Origin of the sequence: Citrobacter sp. TBCS-15, from assembly GCF_005280815.1 — a bacterium.
Taxonomy (GTDB): domain Bacteria; phylum Pseudomonadota; class Gammaproteobacteria; order Enterobacterales; family Enterobacteriaceae; genus Citrobacter; species Citrobacter werkmanii.
In genome coordinates, this window is sequence record NZ_SZWK01000101.1 from 439,584 (window position 1) to 457,927 (window position 18,344).

17 protein-coding genes are annotated in these 18,344 nt (G+C 52.2%); 8 read left to right on the top strand and 9 right to left on the bottom strand.

The genetic code is table 11. From position 1 onward, the window contains the following. Positions 1 to 21 precede the first annotated feature (21 nt). The 3 genes from kduI to araE all read left to right on the top strand — a co-directional run bounded on the left by kduI (position 22) and on the right by araE (position 3,412). On the top strand, positions 22 to 858 hold the full coding sequence (gene kduI / locus FDW96_RS05230) for a 5-dehydro-4-deoxy-D-glucuronate isomerase (protein ID WP_042310807.1): 837 nt from the start codon (positions 22 to 24) through the stop codon (positions 856 to 858). A 58-nt stretch (positions 859 to 916) separates the two neighbouring features. Further along, positions 917 to 1,678 (top strand): 2-dehydro-3-deoxy-D-gluconate 5-dehydrogenase KduD, encoded by a 762-nt coding sequence (gene kduD, locus FDW96_RS05235; RefSeq protein WP_003033923.1) that lies wholly within the window; start codon positions 917 to 919, stop codon positions 1,676 to 1,678. A gap of 315 nt (positions 1,679 to 1,993) precedes the next feature. Further along, on the top strand, positions 1,994 to 3,412 hold the full coding sequence (gene araE, locus FDW96_RS05240; RefSeq protein WP_042310805.1) for an arabinose-proton symporter AraE: 1,419 nt from the start codon (positions 1,994 to 1,996) through the stop codon (positions 3,410 to 3,412). 55 nt (positions 3,413 to 3,467) lie between these two features. On the opposite strand, the gene FDW96_RS05245 is transcribed toward araE, so the two are convergent. After that, positions 3,468 to 4,355 (bottom strand): Rpn family recombination-promoting nuclease/putative transposase, encoded by an 888-nt coding sequence (locus FDW96_RS05245; protein WP_079226044.1) that lies wholly within the window; start codon positions 4,353 to 4,355, stop codon positions 3,468 to 3,470. Between the two features lie 196 nt (positions 4,356 to 4,551). After that, positions 4,552 to 4,878: a cupin domain-containing protein gene (locus FDW96_RS05250; protein WP_042310801.1), complete on the bottom strand. Its 327-nt coding sequence runs from the start codon at positions 4,876 to 4,878 to the stop codon at positions 4,552 to 4,554. Positions 4,879 to 5,019: 141 nt separating this feature from the next. Here FDW96_RS05250 and FDW96_RS05255 point away from each other — a divergent pair, with 141 nt between their 5' ends. Continuing rightward, positions 5,020 to 5,727: an aspartate/glutamate racemase gene (locus FDW96_RS05255; RefSeq protein ID WP_042310799.1), complete on the top strand. Its 708-nt coding sequence runs from the start codon at positions 5,020 to 5,022 to the stop codon at positions 5,725 to 5,727. On the opposite strand, the gene FDW96_RS05260 is transcribed toward FDW96_RS05255, so the two are convergent. Beyond that, entirely contained in the window at positions 5,699 to 6,634 is a 936-nt protein-coding gene (locus tag FDW96_RS05260; protein WP_137365307.1) for a LysR family transcriptional regulator, read from the bottom strand. The genes FDW96_RS05255 and FDW96_RS05260 overlap by 29 nt on opposite strands. A 118-nt stretch (positions 6,635 to 6,752) precedes the next feature. On the opposite strand from FDW96_RS05260, the gene lysA reads away from it, so the two are divergent. Continuing rightward, the gene (gene lysA, locus FDW96_RS05265) at positions 6,753 to 8,009 is read left to right on the top strand and encodes a diaminopimelate decarboxylase (RefSeq protein ID WP_079226045.1); all 1,257 of its coding nucleotides are present in this window, start codon (positions 6,753 to 6,755) and stop codon (positions 8,007 to 8,009) included. Between the two features lie 44 nt (positions 8,010 to 8,053). Here the strand turns inward: lysA and FDW96_RS05270 are convergent, their stop codons facing one another. Further along, complete coding sequence (locus FDW96_RS05270) at positions 8,054 to 9,064, bottom strand: LacI family DNA-binding transcriptional regulator (protein ID WP_042310796.1); 1,011 nt, start codon at positions 9,062 to 9,064, stop codon at positions 8,054 to 8,056. A 13-nt stretch (positions 9,065 to 9,077) separates the two neighbouring features. Next, entirely contained in the window at positions 9,078 to 10,106 is a 1,029-nt protein-coding gene (gene galR / locus FDW96_RS05275; protein WP_137365308.1) for an HTH-type transcriptional regulator GalR, read from the bottom strand. Positions 10,107 to 10,703: 597 nt separating this feature from the next. Here galR and aas point away from each other — a divergent pair. Further along, entirely contained in the window at positions 10,704 to 12,863 is a 2,160-nt protein-coding gene (gene aas, locus FDW96_RS05285; protein WP_137365309.1) for a bifunctional acyl-ACP--phospholipid O-acyltransferase/long-chain-fatty-acid--ACP ligase, read from the top strand. Beyond that, positions 12,856 to 14,049 (top strand): lysophospholipid transporter LplT, encoded by a 1,194-nt coding sequence (lplT, locus tag FDW96_RS05290; protein WP_038633338.1) that lies wholly within the window; start codon positions 12,856 to 12,858, stop codon positions 14,047 to 14,049. Before aas ends, lplT begins: the two co-directional genes overlap by 8 nt. A gap of 84 nt (positions 14,050 to 14,133) precedes the next feature. Here lplT and FDW96_RS05295 read toward each other — a convergent pair whose 3' ends face one another. The 4 genes from FDW96_RS05295 to mutH all read right to left on the bottom strand — a co-directional run bounded on the left by FDW96_RS05295 (position 14,134) and on the right by mutH (position 17,129). Next, on the bottom strand, positions 14,134 to 15,174 hold the full coding sequence (locus tag FDW96_RS05295) for an NADP(H)-dependent aldo-keto reductase (RefSeq protein WP_042310789.1): 1,041 nt from the start codon (positions 15,172 to 15,174) through the stop codon (positions 14,134 to 14,136). Between the two features lie 106 nt (positions 15,175 to 15,280). Next, complete coding sequence (gene ygdR, locus FDW96_RS05300) at positions 15,281 to 15,499, bottom strand: lipoprotein YgdR (RefSeq protein ID WP_038633333.1); 219 nt, start codon at positions 15,497 to 15,499, stop codon at positions 15,281 to 15,283. A gap of 145 nt (positions 15,500 to 15,644) precedes the next feature. After that, positions 15,645 to 16,358 (bottom strand): TerC family protein, encoded by a 714-nt coding sequence (locus tag FDW96_RS05305; protein WP_038633330.1) that lies wholly within the window; start codon positions 16,356 to 16,358, stop codon positions 15,645 to 15,647. 75 nt (positions 16,359 to 16,433) lie between these two features. After that, the gene (mutH, locus tag FDW96_RS05310; RefSeq protein WP_042310787.1) at positions 16,434 to 17,129 is read right to left on the bottom strand and encodes a DNA mismatch repair endonuclease MutH; all 696 of its coding nucleotides are present in this window, start codon (positions 17,127 to 17,129) and stop codon (positions 16,434 to 16,436) included. A 684-nt stretch (positions 17,130 to 17,813) separates the two neighbouring features. Between mutH and rppH the strand changes: the two genes are divergently transcribed. Then, positions 17,814 to 18,344, top strand: a complete 531-nt coding sequence (gene rppH, locus FDW96_RS05315) for an RNA pyrophosphohydrolase (RefSeq protein ID WP_042310785.1) — start codon at positions 17,814 to 17,816, stop codon at positions 18,342 to 18,344.

Here is an 18,344-nt window from a genome sequence, read left to right on the forward strand (position 1 = left end):
AATTTATCACTGGAGGTAAATGTGGACGTAAGACAAAGCATCCATAGTGCGCATGCCAAAACCCTCGACACTCAGGGGCTGCGTAATGAGTTTTTGGTCGAAGAAGTATTTGTCGCAGATGAATACACCATGGTTTACAGCCACATCGACCGTATTATTGTTGGCGGCATTATGCCGGTGGCCAAAACTGTCTCTGTAGGTGGCGAAGTCGGTAAACAACTGGGCGTAACCTATTTTCTTGAACGCCGTGAGTTGGGTGTGATTAACATCGGTGGTCCGGGCACGATTACCGTTGACGGTCAGTGCTATGAAATTGGTCATCGTGATGCCCTGTACGTCGGCAAAGGGGCAAAAGAAGTTGTGTTTGCCAGCGTTGATACGGCGAAACCAGCGAAGTTTTACTACAACTGCGCGCCGGCCCACACGACTTATCCAACCAAAAAAGTCACGCCTGCTGACGTTGCGCCAGTGACGCTGGGCGATAACCTCACCAGTAATCGTCGCACCATCAACAAATATTTTGTACCGGATGTGCTGGAAACCTGCCAACTGAGCATGGGCCTGACTGAGCTGGCGCCGGGCAACCTGTGGAACACCATGCCGTGCCATACCCATGAACGTCGTATGGAAGTCTACTTCTACTTCAACATGGAAGAAGATACCTGCGTCTTCCACATGATGGGACAGCCTCAGGAAACGCGTCATATTGTGATGCACAACGAGCAGGCGGTGATTTCCCCGAGCTGGTCTATTCACTCAGGCGTTGGCACAAAAGCTTATACGTTCATTTGGGGCATGGTTGGTGAAAACCAGGTCTTTGATGATATGGACCATGTCGCCGTCAAAGATCTGCGCTAGTTGCGGGCGACAGCCGTGCCTGCCTGCGGCGGGCATTATAAAAAATTAAGGATTTACAATGATTTTGAATGCATTCTCTCTTGAAGGTAAAGTCGCCGTTGTGACCGGTTGCGACACTGGCCTGGGTCAGGGTATGGCGCTGGGTCTGGCGGAAGCGGGTTGCGATATTGTCGGTATCAACATTGTTGAACCGACGGAAACCATCGAACGCGTGACCGCACTGGGTCGCCGTTTTTTAAGTCTGACCGCCGACCTGCGCCAAATTGATGGTATTCCAGCGCTGCTGGAGCGCGCAGTGGCAGAATTCGGCCATATCGATATTCTGGTCAACAATGCGGGCCTTATCCGTCGTGACGATGCGATCGACTTCAGCGAAAAAGACTGGGATGACGTTATGAACCTGAACATTAAGAGCGTATTCTTTATGTCTCAGGCTGCGGCGAAGCACTTTATCGCTCAGGGTAACGGCGGCAAAATTATCAATATCGCCTCTATGCTCTCTTTCCAGGGCGGTATCCGCGTTCCGTCTTACACCGCGTCTAAAAGCGGCGTAATGGGCGTCACCCGTCTGATGGCGAACGAGTGGGCAAAACATAACATCAACGTCAACGCGATTGCGCCGGGTTATATGGCGACCAACAACACTCAGCAGCTGCGTGCTGATGAGCAGCGTAGCGCAGAAATCCTCGATCGTATTCCGGCAGGACGTTGGGGACTGCCGAGCGACCTGATGGGGCCTGTCGTGTTCCTGGCGTCCAGCGCGTCTGACTATATTAACGGCTATACCGTTGCGGTAGACGGCGGCTGGCTGGCACGTTAATACATTTTTTGAATAACAAACCCTGTCATCTGGCAGGGTTTTTTTTGGTTTTAAGTTATTTTAATCCATATTCTGTCTATAAATTAATCCATACATAATTATATATGTATGAATTTGTAATGTTTAATCCTCTTTAATATCAATAAATTAAATTTAATTGAGTGGTTGCTGATAAATTTTAAAATTGGAATATCCATCACATAACAAGGTGGTGTAGCTATTTAATCCATGTTTTTGCCGTTTCCCGCCTGACGCTTCATGTAAGGGATCCCTTACTTTCAGGGACATGGTTTACTCTGTATCTGGCAGGAAAAAATGGTCTCAATAAATAATGATGCTGCTTTAGCGCCGCGCCCTGTGCGCGATACGCGACGTATGAATATGTTTGTCTCTATCTCTGCGGCTGTCGCAGGATTGTTATTCGGCCTGGATATTGGCGTGATAGCCGGCGCGTTGCCTTTCATTACCGATCACTTTGTCCTGACCAGCCGCCTGCAGGAGTGGGTGGTGAGCAGCATGATGCTGGGTGCGGCAATTGGCGCACTTTTTAATGGTTGGCTGTCATTCCGCCTGGGACGTAAATACAGTCTGATGGCGGGCGCGATCCTTTTTGTCGTCGGTTCTCTGGGATCGGCGTTGGCATCCAGCGTTGAAATGCTCATTTTTGCCCGCGTGGTGCTGGGCGTTGCGGTGGGTATCGCGTCTTACACCGCGCCGCTGTATCTCTCAGAAATGGCCAGTGAGAATGTGCGCGGTAAGATGATCAGTATGTACCAGCTGATGGTTACGCTGGGCATTGTGCTGGCCTTCTTATCCGATACGGCATTCAGCTACAGCGGTAACTGGCGCGCGATGCTGGGGGTGCTGGCGCTCCCGGCGGTGTTACTGATTATCCTGGTGGTTTTCCTGCCGAACAGTCCGCGCTGGCTGGCGGAAAAAGGTCGCCATATCGAAGCTGAAGAAGTATTGCGTATGCTGCGCGATACGTCAGAAAAAGCCCGCGATGAGCTGAACGAAATCCGTGAAAGCCTGAAGCTGAAGCAGGGCGGCTGGGCGCTATTTAAAATTAACCGTAACGTGCGTCGCGCGGTTTTCCTCGGAATGTTGTTGCAGGCGATGCAGCAGTTCACCGGGATGAATATCATCATGTACTACGCGCCGCGCATTTTTAAAATGGCGGGCTTTACCACCACCGAACAGCAGATGATTGCCACGCTGGTGGTTGGCTTAACGTTCATGTTCGCCACCTTTATTGCCGTTTTCACGGTCGACAAAGCGGGGCGTAAACCGGCGCTTAAAATTGGTTTCAGCGTGATGGCCATTGGGACGCTGGTACTCGGCTATTGCCTGATGCAGTTTGATAACGGCACGGCTTCCAGTGGCCTTTCCTGGCTGTCAGTCGGTATGACCATGATGTGCATTGCAGGTTACGCGATGAGTGCCGCGCCGGTGGTGTGGATCCTGTGTTCGGAAATTCAGCCGCTGAAATGCCGTGATTTTGGTATTACCTGCTCGACCACCACCAACTGGGTGTCGAACATGATCATTGGCGCCACGTTCCTGACGCTGCTCGACAGCATTGGCGCGGCGGGTACGTTCTGGCTGTATACCGCGTTGAACGTCGCTTTTATCGGTATTACATTCTGGCTTATCCCAGAAACCAAAAACGTCACGCTGGAACACATCGAGCGCAAGCTGATGTCGGGTGAGAAGCTAAGAAATATTGGGGTGTAAGTGAGCAGGGAGCCCGATAGATCAACTCATTATCGGGCCCCCATTGCTACCTGTTTCAATGCGGAGACGCCTGCCTGGCGAGGAGGTCCTTAGCAGACAGACCGGTTATCTTTAGTATAATTTCATGACTAATACCATTCGCTAACATCATCTGGGCAATGCGTAACGCCTCTTGTTGTTTAGCTTCTTGTCGCAACACTTCCGCAATAGTCATCAGACGTTCCTTTTGCTGTGGTACCCGATAGGCAACCTCACGGATAAATTTATCAACGTGAGGCGTATTTCCAAACTGCATCATGTAATTAAATAGCGTTTTGAGCTGGCTGTCATTAGCGTATCCCGTAGCCAGCAACGAGACCAGTTGTTCCACTAATCCCATTAAATCACGCTTGCGGATATGTTTTTGCATCAATTCCAGCAGTGCTATACGGCGATGTTGCATAATTTCGTCATCGGGTATTACGGTGATATCTACCAGCGGAAATGTTGCTGAGTACAGCTGTCGTGCCAATGCGGGATCGTCAAACTCATCCAGCCAGCAGAGTGAAAAGGGGTAGGGGCTGAGAGCGCCATGATAAAACAGCATCGGTATCACCAAAGGTAATGTTTTATGGCCAGCATCCAGATGGCGTTGCATTGCAGCCATGGCGTAGCGCATTAGCCGAAATGCCATGTGAGCGTCGGGTGAACTCTGATGCTCGATAACGACATAGATATACCCATCGCCTTCGTTTGTTTTTAATGACCACAGCACGTCGGAGTAGCTGGCTCGCAGGCTATCCTCAATAAAACTGCCTGATTCCAGTTTTAATGTTTGCAGATCACATAGCTCCCGCAAGGTTGATGGAAGATAGATATCCAGAAAATCTCTTGCAGTATCGGGATGGTACAAGAACTGTTTGAAGACTGCGTCATGTGGAGTGGCCGTTGTCATTTTTGTCATGGCGATCCGTCACCGTTAATTAAGTTAACGTGACAGTAATCGCCCACATGGCGAGGCGCATCGGGTGATTAATGCTTATGCGAGCTGGTATCGAAGGAAAATACCCCACCTTGTAACGTATTCATTTTTAGGGAACTGAGTACGCATTTTAGCGTGTCCTCAAACCGTTCAGTAGCACGGCTTGAAAACAGCGAAATTACCCGTGCAGAAAATCTTCGCGCACCGGGGTGAACGTATCGAGTAATGTTCCCGGTTTTAAGCAGACGCAGCCATGCATAATGTTGGGCTGTTTATACAGGGTGTCACCTGCGGAAACGACATGCTTTTCTTCCCCAATCGTAAATTCAAACTCACCGGATAAAACGTAAGTCAGCTGTTCATGCGGATGGTTGTGCAGCGGACCAATCGCTCCCTGCTCGAAGTTCACCTCAACCGCCATCATTTTACCGTCGTGAGCCAGAATGCGACGGGTAACGCCATTGCCCAGATCTTCAAGCGTGGTCTCTTTATGAAAAATAAACATCCGGCATTCCTGTAAGTTAATGAAACATTGTTTCATTAAATTTATACCAGCAAAGTATAAAAAGAAATGCACACCAACAAATGTGGAAAGTTGATCACATCTTTGGTTCACTGGAGAGATAACAACGAATGAGGGGAAGCGATGAAGACGATCGGTCTGTTAGGCGGTATGAGCTGGGAATCCACCATTCCTTATTATCGACTCATTAATGAAGGGGTGAAACAGCGTCTGGGTGGCCTGCATTCAGCACAGATTCTGTTGCACAGCGTAGATTTTCATGAGATTGAAGCCTGTCAGTCCAGCGGCGACTGGCTGCGGGCCGGGCAGATCCTCGCGCAGGCCGCCAGAGGGCTACAGGAGGCGGGTGCTGAGGGAATCGTGTTGTGTACCAACACGATGCACAAGGTTGCTGAGGCGATTGCAACCGCCTGTGATGTACCGTTCCTGCATATTGCTGATGCCACTGGCCGCGCCATACAAAAGCAGCAGATGAGCAACGTGGCGCTGCTGGGTACGCGCTACACCATGGAGCAGGATTTTTACCGTGGGCGCTTACAGGCTGAATTTGGCATTAGTACACTTATTCCTGACGTTAACGACCGGCAAAAAATAAACCAGATTATTTTCGATGAGCTGTGCCTCGGCGAATTCAATGAAACGTCCCGCGATTATTATCTCAGTGTGATTGCTCAACTGGCTAAGCAGGGCGCGCAAGGGGTAATTTTTGGCTGTACCGAGATTGGTCTGTTGGTGCCAGCCGAGCTAAGCCCACTACCGGTTTTCGACACTGCGGCTATCCATGCGCAAGATGCGGTGGAGTTTATGCTTTCGTCTGTGGATGCAAAATAGCGTTCAGCGGATCGATAAGCCTCGGGAGATGGGTTTGCAGATGCGTAGTAAAAGCATCGACCAACGCCGAGGCGGGGCGATGAAGCGGGTGAATCAGGCTGACCGTAAACGGTACCGAAATACTGAAGCGGCGGATAACGATCCCGCTACTGGCGTAATCCAGCGCCGTTAAGGGATTGACCACCGAGATCCCTACGCCCGCCCGTACCATTGCACAAATTGAAGCGGCGCTATGGGTTTCTATTACCATGCGACGTTTCACCTGATGCTCATTAAACAGGGTATCCAGAAGCTGACGGTAACTGTCGGTCCGCGACAGGCTGATGTAGTTTTCGCCCTGAAAATCCTGGGGGGTGAGCACGGATTTCTCGGCCAGCGGATGTCCCTGTGGCAGCACGCATACTTCATCCAGCGCCAGCAATTCTGTACGTTTAGTGCCGGCGGGAGTATGCAGGGTTTCTGTGATCCCCAGATCGTGGCGTTGCGCCGACAGCCACTCTTCCAGCAATGGTGACTCCTGCGGCACTATCTGAATATTGACCTGCGGGTAGCGTGTGAGGAATGGCTGCAGCAGCGGCGGTAAAAAAGATTGTGAGAATACCGGCAGGCAGACAATCGATAATTCGCCCTGACGAAATTCGCGCAGACTTTCGGCGGCGCTCACAATCCTGTCCAGACCATACCAGGAACGTTGTACCTCTTCAAACAGACGTAACCCTTGCACGGTCGGATGCAATCTGCCACGCGAACGTTCGAACAGCGTTAATCCCAGCACTTTCTCGAATCGGGCCAGTTCCCGACTGACGGTCGGCTGCGAGGTATGTAGCATCCGCGCGGCTTCCGTCAGATTACCTGCGGTCATGATGGCATGAAAAATTTCAATATGGCGCAGGTTAACGGCGGGCATGAGTAATCCTCGAATGATGTAAGCCATATCATTTTTGCATAGACTCACGATAAAACGATATTTTTTATTCTTTCTGGCCTGTGGCGTAATCATAAAAAAGCCAATACCGGAGCACATCATGCCACGCCCACTCAACAGCACTGATACCGATCTCACCGCCGCCAACCTGCTACGCCTGCCCGCTGAATTTGGCTGCCCGGTGTGGGTGTATGATGCACAGATTATCCGCGCGCAGATTGCCAAACTGAGCCAGTTTGACGTGGTGCGTTTTGCCCAGAAGGCATGCTCAAATATTCATATTCTGCGCCTGATGCGCGAGCAGGGCGTGAAGGTCGATTCCGTCTCGCTGGGCGAAATTGAACGCGCGCTGGCGGCGGGCTTTGAGCCGGGACAAGATGAGATAGTCTTTACCGCCGATATGATCGATGACGCGACGCTCGCCCGGGTGCATGAATTGAGCATTCCGGTAAATGCTGGATCGGTGGATATGCTGGAACAACTGGGCCAGCTTTCGCCGGGCCATCGCGTGTGGCTGCGCGTGAATCCTGGTTTTGGTCATGGACACAGTCAAAAAACCAACACCGGCGGCGAGAACAGCAAGCACGGTATCTGGTACAGCGATCTTCCGGCGGCGCTGGAAGTGATCCAGCGCTATCAGTTGAAGTTGGTGGGTATTCATATGCATATTGGATCCGGCGTGGACTACGGCCATCTGGAACAGGTATGCGGCGCGATGGTGCGTCAGGTTGTCGAGTTTGGTCAGGATCTGGAGGCGATCTCCGCGGGCGGCGGGCTGTCGATCCCGTATCGTGAGGGCGAAGAGGCGATCGATACCGATCATTACTTTGGGTTATGGAACGCCGCGCGCGATCAAATTGCGCATCATCTGGGTCACGCTGTCAAACTGGAGATCGAACCGGGCCGTTTTCTGGTCGCGGAAGCTGGCGTGCTGGTGGCGCAGGTGCGCAGCGTAAAAGCGATGGGCAGCCGTCACTTTGTGCTGATTGACGCAGGCTTCAACGATTTGATGCGCCCGGCGATGTACGGTAGCTATCACCATATCTCTGCACTGGCGGGAGATGGCCGTTCTCTGGAGCAAGCCGCGCAAATAGAAACCGTAGTAGCCGGGCCGCTGTGTGAGTCCGGCGACGTCTTTACCCAGCAGGAAGGCGGAAATGTGGAAACCCGTCTGTTGCCAGCGGTAGTGCCGGGGGATTATCTGGTGCTGCACGATACCGGGGCGTACGGCGCGTCAATGTCGTCAAATTACAATAGCCGTCCGCTGCTGCCGGAGGTGTTGTTTGATAATGGTGTGGCGCGACTGATCCGTCGTCGCCAGACGATTGATGAGCTACTGGCGCTGGAATTAATCTGAATATAGCGTTGTGAAACGCAGGATGGCGCTTGCGCCATCCGGCACTATTCGTAATACGGCCCCGTTGTCACCGATTCCCGCAACACCAGTTTGCCGGTAAACGGTGGGATCGGCTCTACGCTCTCACCGTTGGCCAGACGGATAGCCTGGTCAATTGCCGTTGTTATCATGGCGTCAATCGGCAGATAAACGGTAGAAAGCCCCGGTTCCAGCCATTTGGCGCTGGGCGCATCATCAAAACCAAACAGCGAGACGTCCGTTGGGATCTTCAGGCCAGCCTGATGCAACGCTTTTGATGCACCTAATGCCATGTCATCGTTACAGGCGAACAGGGCGCTGAATGTCACCCCTTCCTCCAGCAGTTCACGGCAGGCTTCATAGCCTCGCGTCATTGTGGAGTCGCCGTATTTGACCTTGTCGGGATCCCAGGGAATACCGTTTTTTTCCAGCGCCTTACGATATCCCATCAAACGTGATTTACCGGTAGGGGTATGGCCCGGCACGGTGATGCAGGCAATATCGTTATGCCCCTGGGAGATCAGATAATTGACCGCCTGGAACGCGGCTTCTTCCTGTTCAAAGAAAATCGCGCGATCGCGGGCCTGACTGACATCACGGTTAATGACCAGCAACGGCATAGCAATGCTGTTCATTAGCGACATAATCGCCTGTTCACTCATATAACGGGTATAGAGAATAATGGCATCACACTGCCTGTCGGCCAGCATTTGCACGGCTTCCTGTTCACGCTCCGGTGTGTCGTGGCCGTCGGTGACGATCAACTGCTTACCGTGAGATTCCGTCTGGCGCGAAGCCTGTTGCAGCAGGCGTCCAAAGTAGAATCCATCAAACGTGGAAACCACCAGGCCAATGCTGTTGCTGGTACGGTTCGCCAAAGAGCGCGCTAAAAAATTGGGTCGATAATCAAGTGCCTGCATCGCCTTAAACACTTTCTGGCGCGTACTCTCTTTTACCTGACCCGTACCATTCAGCACGCGCGAAACGGTCGCTTTTGAGACGCCAGCGTGTCGTGAAACGTCCAACATCGTGGTCATGACGCTATCCTGGTTAATCGTTTGACGAAGAATTGCCCGGCTCTGTCAGCGTCGAAACGGAATGGCGGCGCACCAGAGTTGGGTTAAATACGTGGGTGATTTCAGGCGTGGGTCGCTTTTCCGCCAGCGCCAGCGCCAGTTCAGCGGCCTGGGTTGCCATCGTCACTATCGGATAGCGTACCGTGGTCAGACGTGGACGCACATAGCGGGAAACCAGCACATCATCGAAGCCGATCAGGGAAATTTCGCTTGGTACATCAATGCCGTTATCATTTAACACGCCCATCGCGCCAGCCGCCATGGAGTCGTTATAGCAGGCTACTGCCGTGAAGTTTTTGCCACGGCCAAGCAACTCGGTCATGGCCTGCTCACCGCCGCTCTCATCTGGTTCGCCAAAGGTCACCAGCCGATCGTTAATCGGTATATTGCTCTCCGCCAGCGCATCGTAATAGCCTTGCAGGCGATCCTCCGCATCTGAAATAGTGTGATTGGAGCACAGATAACCGATACGCGTATGGCCCTGCTGAATAAGGTGTCGGGTAGCCAACCACGCGCCGAAGCGGTCATCAAGGGCAACACAGCGTTGTTCGAATCCCGGCAGAATTCGGTTGATCAATACCATGCCGGGGATTTGCTTCATTAATGAAGCGAGGTCTGCATCCGGGATGATTTTGGCGTGGACAACAAGCGCAGCGCAGCGGTGGCGAATGAGCTGTTCAATCGCCTGACGTTCCTTCTGTTCATTATGGTAGCCGTTGCCGATCAGTAAAAAATTACCGGTGTTATAGGCCACCTGCTCGACAGCTTTAACCATTGCCCCAAAAAATGGATCTGACACATCACCAACCACCAGTCCGATGGTTTCGGTAGATTGTTGCGCCAGCGCACGCGCGTTGGCGTTGGGGTGGTAGCTGAGTGATTCCATTGCACTCGTTACGGCCAGACGCGATGCTTCGCTGGCTTTGGGGGAGTCATTAATCACTCGAGAAACGGTGGCGACTGATACACCAGCTAGTCGGGCTACATCCTTTATGGTCGCCATGATAGTACCTGTTGTGGGTAAACGCTTACATTGTGTCAGTGTTACGGAAAATGGCTGGCTGTTCAAGCAGATTGCCTGTCAGGACGTCGCAAATGTGAGCGCGCACGAGCGAAGTAAGACAAAAAATAGAAAACGCTAATTTTTACTTACACTTTGCGATGTGCTGTTGCGATTGTTCGCTGGTGAGGGCACTGAGCAGATTGCTAGAGTTGGGATCCCAGAGGTATTGATAGGTGAAATCAACTTTCGGGTTGATCACTAGAATTACACCAGCCTGCGCAGATGCGCAGGTTTTTTTTTGTCTTCGGCCTATCTGTAACAGTAACCGATAATTTACACAACTCGTTGCATTTGGGTTCATTCCTTTGCGTTTTCGCACTGGCGTATCTGGCTGCTGACGACCACAATCAAGATCCCAGAGGTATTGATTGGTGAGATTATTCGGTACGCACTTCGTACCTGTCTCTTGCACCGACCTGCGCGGATGCGCAGGTTTTTTTTCGGATTGTATTCACCAGTTACCTGTCGCGCCCACTCTCCAACTCGTATACTCTCCCAACATTAATGTTTATGTAATTAATGGCACAGGGAGTTGAGATGCTATTTGGCTTTTTTCGTAATCTGTTTCGCGTGCTTTTCCGCGTTCGCGTCACGGGCGATATCAGCGCGCTACAGGGAGAACGCGTTCTAATTACTCCCAACCATGTCTCATTTATCGACGGCATCCTGCTGGCGCTTTTTTTACCGATCCGCCCCGTTTTTGCTGTTTACACCTCTATTAGTCAGCAATGGTACATGCGCTGGCTGACTCCGCTGATTGATTTCGTGCCGTTAGACCCGACCAAACCGATGTCGATTAAACATCTGGTTCGCCTGGTCGAGCAGGGGCGTCCGGTGGTTATTTTCCCGGAAGGGCGTATTTCGACCACCGGTTCATTGATGAAAATCTATGACGGCGCCGGGTTTGTCGCGGCAAAGTCAGGGGCCACGGTGGTTCCTGTGCGCATCGAAGGCGCGGAGTTGTCACGCTTTAGTCGCCTGAAAGGTCTGGTTAAACAGCGATTCTTCCCGCGTATACGCTTGCACATCCTGCCGCCGACCCACATGCCGATGCCGGAAGCGCCGCGTGCTCGCGATCGCCGCAAAATCGCGGGTGAAATGCTGCATCAAATTATGATGGAAGCGCGCATGGCGGTACGTCCGCGTGAAACACTTTACGAATCTCTGCTGGCGGCGAAATATCGCTTTGGCGCAGGCAAAAACTGCATTGAAGATGTTAACTTTACGCCGGACAGCTACCGTAAACTGCTGACTAAGACGCTGTTTGTGGCCCGTATCCTGGAAAAATATACCGCCGAGGGTGAAAAAATTGGCCTGATGCTGCCAAACGCGGGGATCAGCGCGGCGGTCATTTTTGGCGCTATTGCGCGTCGACGTATTCCGGCGATGATGAACTATACAGCAGGTGTAAAAGGGCTAACCAGCGCCATTACTGCTTCAGAAGTCAAAACTATCTTCACTTCCCGACAGTTTCTCGATAAAGGCAAACTTTGGCATTTACCGGAACAGCTCACCCAGGTGCGCTGGGTTTACCTGGAAGATCTGAAAGCCGATGTGACGTTTAGCGATAAGCTGTGGATTTTCTCGCATCTGCTGGCGCCGCATCTGGCGCAGGTGAAACAGCAGCCGGAAGAGGCTGCGGTGATCCTCTTTACCTCTGGCTCGGAAGGTCATCCTAAAGGTGTGGTACACAGCCACAAGAGCATTCTGGCGAACGTCGAGCAGATTAAAACCATCGCTGATTTCACCGCCGACGACCGCTTTATGTCTGCGTTGCCGCTATTCCACTCCTTTGGTCTGACGGTGGGATTATTCACGCCGCTGCTGACCGGCGCAGAAGTGTTTCTTTATCCCAGCCCGCTGCATTACCGCATTGTGCCGGAACTGGTCTACGACCGGAACTGCACCGTACTGTTTGGTACGTCAACGTTCCTTGGCAACTATGCTCGTTTCGCGCATCCCTATGATTTTCACCGTCTGCGCTATGTGGTGGCGGGAGCGGAAAAACTGCAAGACACCACAAAACAGCTGTGGCAGGAGAAATTTGGTCTGCGCGTCCTTGAAGGCTATGGCGTGACGGAATGTGCGCCGGTGGTGTCGATCAACGTACCGATGGCTGCGAAATCAGGAACGGTAGGGCGCATCTTACCCGGTATGGATGCCCGACTGTTAGCTGTTCCTGGCATTGAGGACGGAGGGCGTTTACAGCTGAAGGGCCCTAATATTATGAGCGGCTATTTGCGTGTCGAAAAACCCGGCGTGCTGGAAGTGCCGACGGCAGAAAATGCACAGGGTGAGATTGAGCACGGCTGGTATGACACCGGAGACATCGTGCGCTTTGATGAAAACGGCTTTGTGCAGATCCAGGGACGCGCCAAGCGTTTTGCTAAAATTGCCGGAGAGATGGTCTCGCTGGAAATGGTTGAGCAACTGGCGCTGGCGGTATCTGCAGACAAAATGCACGCCACGGCGATCAAAAGCGATGCCAGCAAAGGCGAGGCGCTGGTGCTGTTCACCACCGACAGTGAACTGACGCGCGAAAAACTGCAGCAGTATGCGCGAACGCATGGCGTGCCTGAACTTGCCGTGCCGCGTGATATTCGCCATCTGAAACAACTCCCATTACTCGGCAGCGGTAAGCCGGATTTTGTTACGCTGAAAAGCTGGGTCGATGAGCCGGAAAAACAACATGAGTGAGTCAGTGCACACTAACACTTCTATCTGGTCCAAAGGGATGATGTCCGTTATCGCCGCGCAGTTCCTGTCGGCGTTTGGCGATAACGCCTTACTGTTCGCCACGCTGGCTTTGCTTAAGGAACAATTTTATCCGGACTGGAGTCAGCCGATCCTGCAAATGGTGTTTGTGGGCGCTTACATCCTGTTTGCGCCCTTTGTCGGGCAGGTGGCAGACAGCTTTGCCAAAGGCCGGGTGATGATGTTCGCTAATGGCATGAAGCTGCTGGGCGCGGCGAGTATTTGTTTCGGCGTGAATCCATTTCTCGGCTATACGCTGGTGGGGATCGGCGCGGCGGCGTATTCACCAGCCAAGTATGGCATTCTCGGTGAACTGACCACTGGCGACAAACTGGTGAAAGCTAACGGCCTGATGGAAGCCTCCACCATTGCCGCGATTTTGCTCGGTTCTGTGGCAGGCGGCGTGCTGGCCGACTGGCACGTGATTGCTGCGCTTTCTGCCTGTGCGCTGGCCTATGCGGGCGCCGTGGTGGCTAACCTGTTTATCCCTAAGCTGGCCGCGGCTCGCCCTGGCCAGTCCTGGCATTTGGGGAAAATGACCCGCAGTTTTTTCTGTGCGGCCACTTCGCTGTGGCGTAACGGTGAAACGCGTTTCTCATTGGTGGGAACCAGCCTCTTTTGGGGCGCTGGCGTCACGCTGCGTTTTCTGTTGGTGCTGTGGGTGCCGGTGGCGCTGGGCATCACTGATAACGCTACACCTACTTACCTGAATGCCATGGTGGCAATCGGGATTGTGGTCGGCGCGGGTGCGGCGGCGAAGCTGGTGACACTGGAAACCGTGTCGCGCTGTATGCCAGCGGGGATCCTGATTGGCGTCGTGGTGCTGATCTTCTCGCTGCAACATGCGCTGCTTCCGGCTTACGCGTTGTTAATGCTTATCGGCGTGTCAGGCGGGTTCTTTGTGGTGCCGCTGAATGCGTTGTTACAGGAGCGGGGCAAGAAAAGCGTCGGTGCGGGTAATGCGATTGCGGTGCAAAACCTGGGTGAAAACAGCGCGATGCTGCTGATGCTGGGTATTTACTCGCTGGCAGTGCTGGTAGGGATCCCGGCGGTAGCGATTGGTATTGGATTTGGCGCGCTGTTTGCGCTGGCGATTGCGGCGCTATGGATTTGGCAGCGCCGCCATTAGTCTGTGACGTGTAGTTGCCTTATCCGGCCTACAGGGAATGCTTTCTGTAGGCCTGATAAGCGTAGCGCCATCAGGCACTAACCGCTATGGCGCAGGATAGGTATACACCTGATGCACCGCTTCAATCTCGGCCAGAACCTCTTCGCTCAATTCCAGATGCAGGCTTTCAACGTTGGTTTTTAACTGCTCCATCGTCGTTGCTCCCAGCAGGGTGCTGGCGACAAACGGCTGACGACGCACGAATGCCAGCGCCATTTGTGCAGGATCCAGATTATGGCGTTTCGCGATATCCACATAGGCTGCAACGGCCTTTTGCGTTTGCTCACCGCTGTAGCGCGTGAAACGGCTAAACAACGTATTACGTGCGCCGGCAGGCTTCGCGCCGTTCAGATACTTACCGGTGAGCGTACCGAAGCCCAGGCAAGAATAGGCCAGTAGTTCAACCCCTTCGTACTGGCTGACTTCTGCCAGTCCAACCTCATAGCTACGGTTCAGCAGGCTGTAGGGATTCTGGATAGTGGCGATGCGCGGCAGATCGTGTTTGTCCGCCAGATGCAGATAACGCATCACGCCAAACGCGGTTTCATTGGAAACGCCGATGTAGCGAATTTTCCCCGCGCGCTGAAATTCAGCCAGCGCGTCCAGCGTATCCAGCAGGGAGACGACCGGCGCGGAGTCCGTCCAGCTGTAGCCTAACTTACCAAAGCAGTTGGTGGGGCGCTGCGGCCAGTGAACCTGATACAGATCCAGGTAATCGGTTTGCAGTCTTTTCAGGCTGTCGTGCAGCGCTTCACGGATGTTTTTACGGTCCAGCGCCTGATTCGGTCGAATGCCGCTGTCGTTGTTACGTGACGGCCCACTGACCTTCGACGCCACGATTAGCTTTTCGCGGCTACCGTGTTTGGCTAGCCAGTTGCCCACGTAAGTTTCGGTGAGCCCCTGGGTTTCAGGACGCGGCGGTACCGGATACATCTCGGCAACGTCGATCAAATTTATGCCTTGTGCCACGGCATAATCGAGCTGTGCATGGGCGTCGGCTTCGCTGTTTTGTTCACCAAACGTCATTGTGCCCAGCCCCAGTGTACTGACTTCCAGCGAGCTGTGGGGTATACGGTGATATTGCATAGCCGTTTCCTTTTTATAATCACAACATAAGGATTATAAAAATGGCTGAGGGAAGGGAAAAAGGGAAGTAAAATTGTTAAGGCCAGCCTGTTGCTGACCTCAACCATCAGCGTTCAATGATTTGAGATACATCGTCGCGGTTGATCTGCATCGCGTTGCCTTGCTGATCGTGGTAGCTCACCAGACCGGTATCGTCATCAATTTCTGGTTTTCCGTCGGTCAGGATCATTCGACCATCTTTTGTCGCCATTACATAATCGCTGCTGCACCCAGAAACTACAAAAGCCAGTCCTACGGCGGAAATTAAAACTGCCCATTTTTTCATCTGCTTATCCTCACATGGCCTGCGTCTGACAATAGTTTAGTAATAACGCGAAGTTATGCATGACGAAAGCAGTAAAATCTTAAACTGTGAGAAGAGGTAGGTACGGCGCGGTATTCGCTCCCCTTGCGGGGAGCGACAGATTTCATCAGAGCGGATTTTTTTTATTGCGCCACAGATTCAGAGTCTCTACCGCGATAGAGAAGAACATGGCGAAATAGATGTATCCTTTCGGAACGTGGACGTCGAAACTTTCCAGAATCAGCGTAAAACCGACCAGAATCAGGAAAGAGAGCGCCAGCATTTTCACTGAAGGGTGACGATCGACAAACTCACCAATTGGGCGAGCAGCAAACATCATCACGCCTACGGCAATCACCACCGCCGCCATCATGATAAACAGATGGTCAGACAAGCCTACCGCTGTAATCACGGAATCCAGACTGAAGATAATGTCTAACAACATGATCTGCACAATCGCGCCCAGGAACGAAGAGACGCGGGTTTTCAGTCCCTCTTCCTCACCTTCAATGGATTCGTGGATCTCTTTGCTGGCTTTCCAGATCAGGAACAACCCGCCGAGCAGAAGGATCAGATCACGAGCGGATATCGCCTCGCCAAACACCTCGAACAACGGGTTTGTCAGTCGCGTGACCCAGGCGATAGAGGCCAGCAGCGCCAGACGCATAATCATTGCTGCCGCCAGCCCAATACGTCGGGCATGATTGCGTTGCGCTGTCGGAAGTTTGGCTACAACCAGAGAGAGGAAAATAATATTGTCGATCCCAAGAACGATCTCCAGCAGCGTCAGCGTACCGAGCGCAAGCCAGGCGTTAGGATCGGTTATCCATGCAAATAACATCGAGCAAAGTCCTGCCAAAAAAAAGAAGCGGTAATTATAGGCCCGTAACGCGGCGGGTGAAAGGCCGGGCAGTGCCTATTGCGGCTGGAATAAGAAATGCCGCTCAAGCAATGCGCGCGTGAAGTTCTTTTTCAGATAAAATCCGCGTGGCAGGGTCAGGATTGGTTCGCCATTGGCGCCAATCGCTTCGGTCAGCGCCCGGGCATTGGCGGCTTTGGGACGCAGCTGTAACACTTCCCCATGGCGAGCGGTGATGCGTTCGACGTGGCCTAGTACAATCATGTCCATTAGTTCTTCCCAGTCTAGCCGTAATTGCTGCTCTTCTTCGTCGTTCGGGCTCCAGAGCAAGGGCGAGCCGACGCGACGTTCAGCCAGTGGAATGCTGCGTTCACCCTCTACCGGGATCCACAGTACGCGTTTAAGTTTGTGTCGCACATGGCTGGTTTCCCAGGTGACGCCAGTATTGCCAGTTAACGGCGCCACGCACACGAAGGTGGTTTCCAGCGGTCTGCCAAGACTATCCACAGGGATCGTTTTCAGCTCTACGCCCAGCGCCGCAAAATCCTGCTCCGGCTTGCTGCCTGCGCTGGCGCCCAGCCAAATCTCCAGCAGGACGCCAATCCAGCCTTTATCACGCTTGAGATCCTTGGGGGTGACGAGTCCCGCCATGGTCGCCAATTCTCCCAACGAGTAGCCCGCAAGCTGCCGCGCCTGGGTCAGCAATTGGACTTCAGAATCAGGCGGAGAAAGTAACGGATGGAGTTCTGGCATCGGGTTAACCCTTAGGCGAAAAAATGAGCAATGATTTTATACCGTGTGGACAGAGTTTATCTTTTTCCACATGCTTTATTCAATTATTTGATTTATATTGGTTTTTATATTCGCGCGCGCGTTGTTGCGCAACAGCAATGTAGGTTTTCCAATTCTGGTCACTGACAATGAACAGGATCTTACACCATGTTATCCACAGAAAGATGGGATAACTGTGAAAAACCCCCACTACTGTTTCAATTTACAGCCTTGACGTGCGACGAAAATCGAATTTTTACACAAATTGTGCCTAACTTATTGGCATAATCTGTGGATAAAACCAACGCTGGTCGATCTTTCATCAGCCTGAAGATCGTGCGCGTGATACACATCACATTTATGTGTATCTGTTGGTGGAGATCGTTTTTAACTTAATGAATAAAGAAGACTATTTTTTATATGTGACGAATGTCTTATTCGGTCTGTTCTGGGTTTTCCCATAGTAATTCCGTACTTCTTCACAACTATATCCACAGAAAAGGTGAATAAAATCGCCCTGAATGCTCTTCTTCTGTTTATAACTCGGGCCTTCGCTGTGAGTTATTCAATTGTTATTAGAATATCGCACCCTTAACAGAGTGGTTTACCGCCTCTCAGTAGTGTGAAACAATCATTTGTATATAAGGTTTATATTGAGGTAGTCCGGTGATTGATGACGATGGCTACCGCCCGAATGTAGGGATAGTAATTTGTAACCGCCAGGGGCAGGTCATGTGGGCCCGGCGATTTGGTCAGCACTCCTGGCAATTCCCTCAAGGTGGGATAAACGCAGGAGAGACAGCAGAGCAGGCGATGTACCGGGAACTCTTTGAAGAAGTGGGTCTCAGCCGTAAAGATGTACGGATACTTGCTTCTACTCGTAACTGGTTGCGTTACAAGTTACCGAAACGTTTGGTGCGTTGGGACACAAAGCCGGTTTGTATCGGCCAGAAACAAAAATGGTTTCTTCTGCAATTGGTCAGCAGCGATGCTGAAATCAATATGCAAACCAGCAGTACACCTGAGTTCGACGGCTGGCGCTGGGTGAGTTACTGGTATCCGGTTCGACAGGTGGTGTCATTTAAACGCGATGTCTATCGCAGGGTGATGAAAGAATTCGCAAGTGTTGTTATGGCGCTTCAGGAGGCCACTCCTAAACCGCAAAGCGCACCTGCGTACAGACGTAAAAGAGGTTAA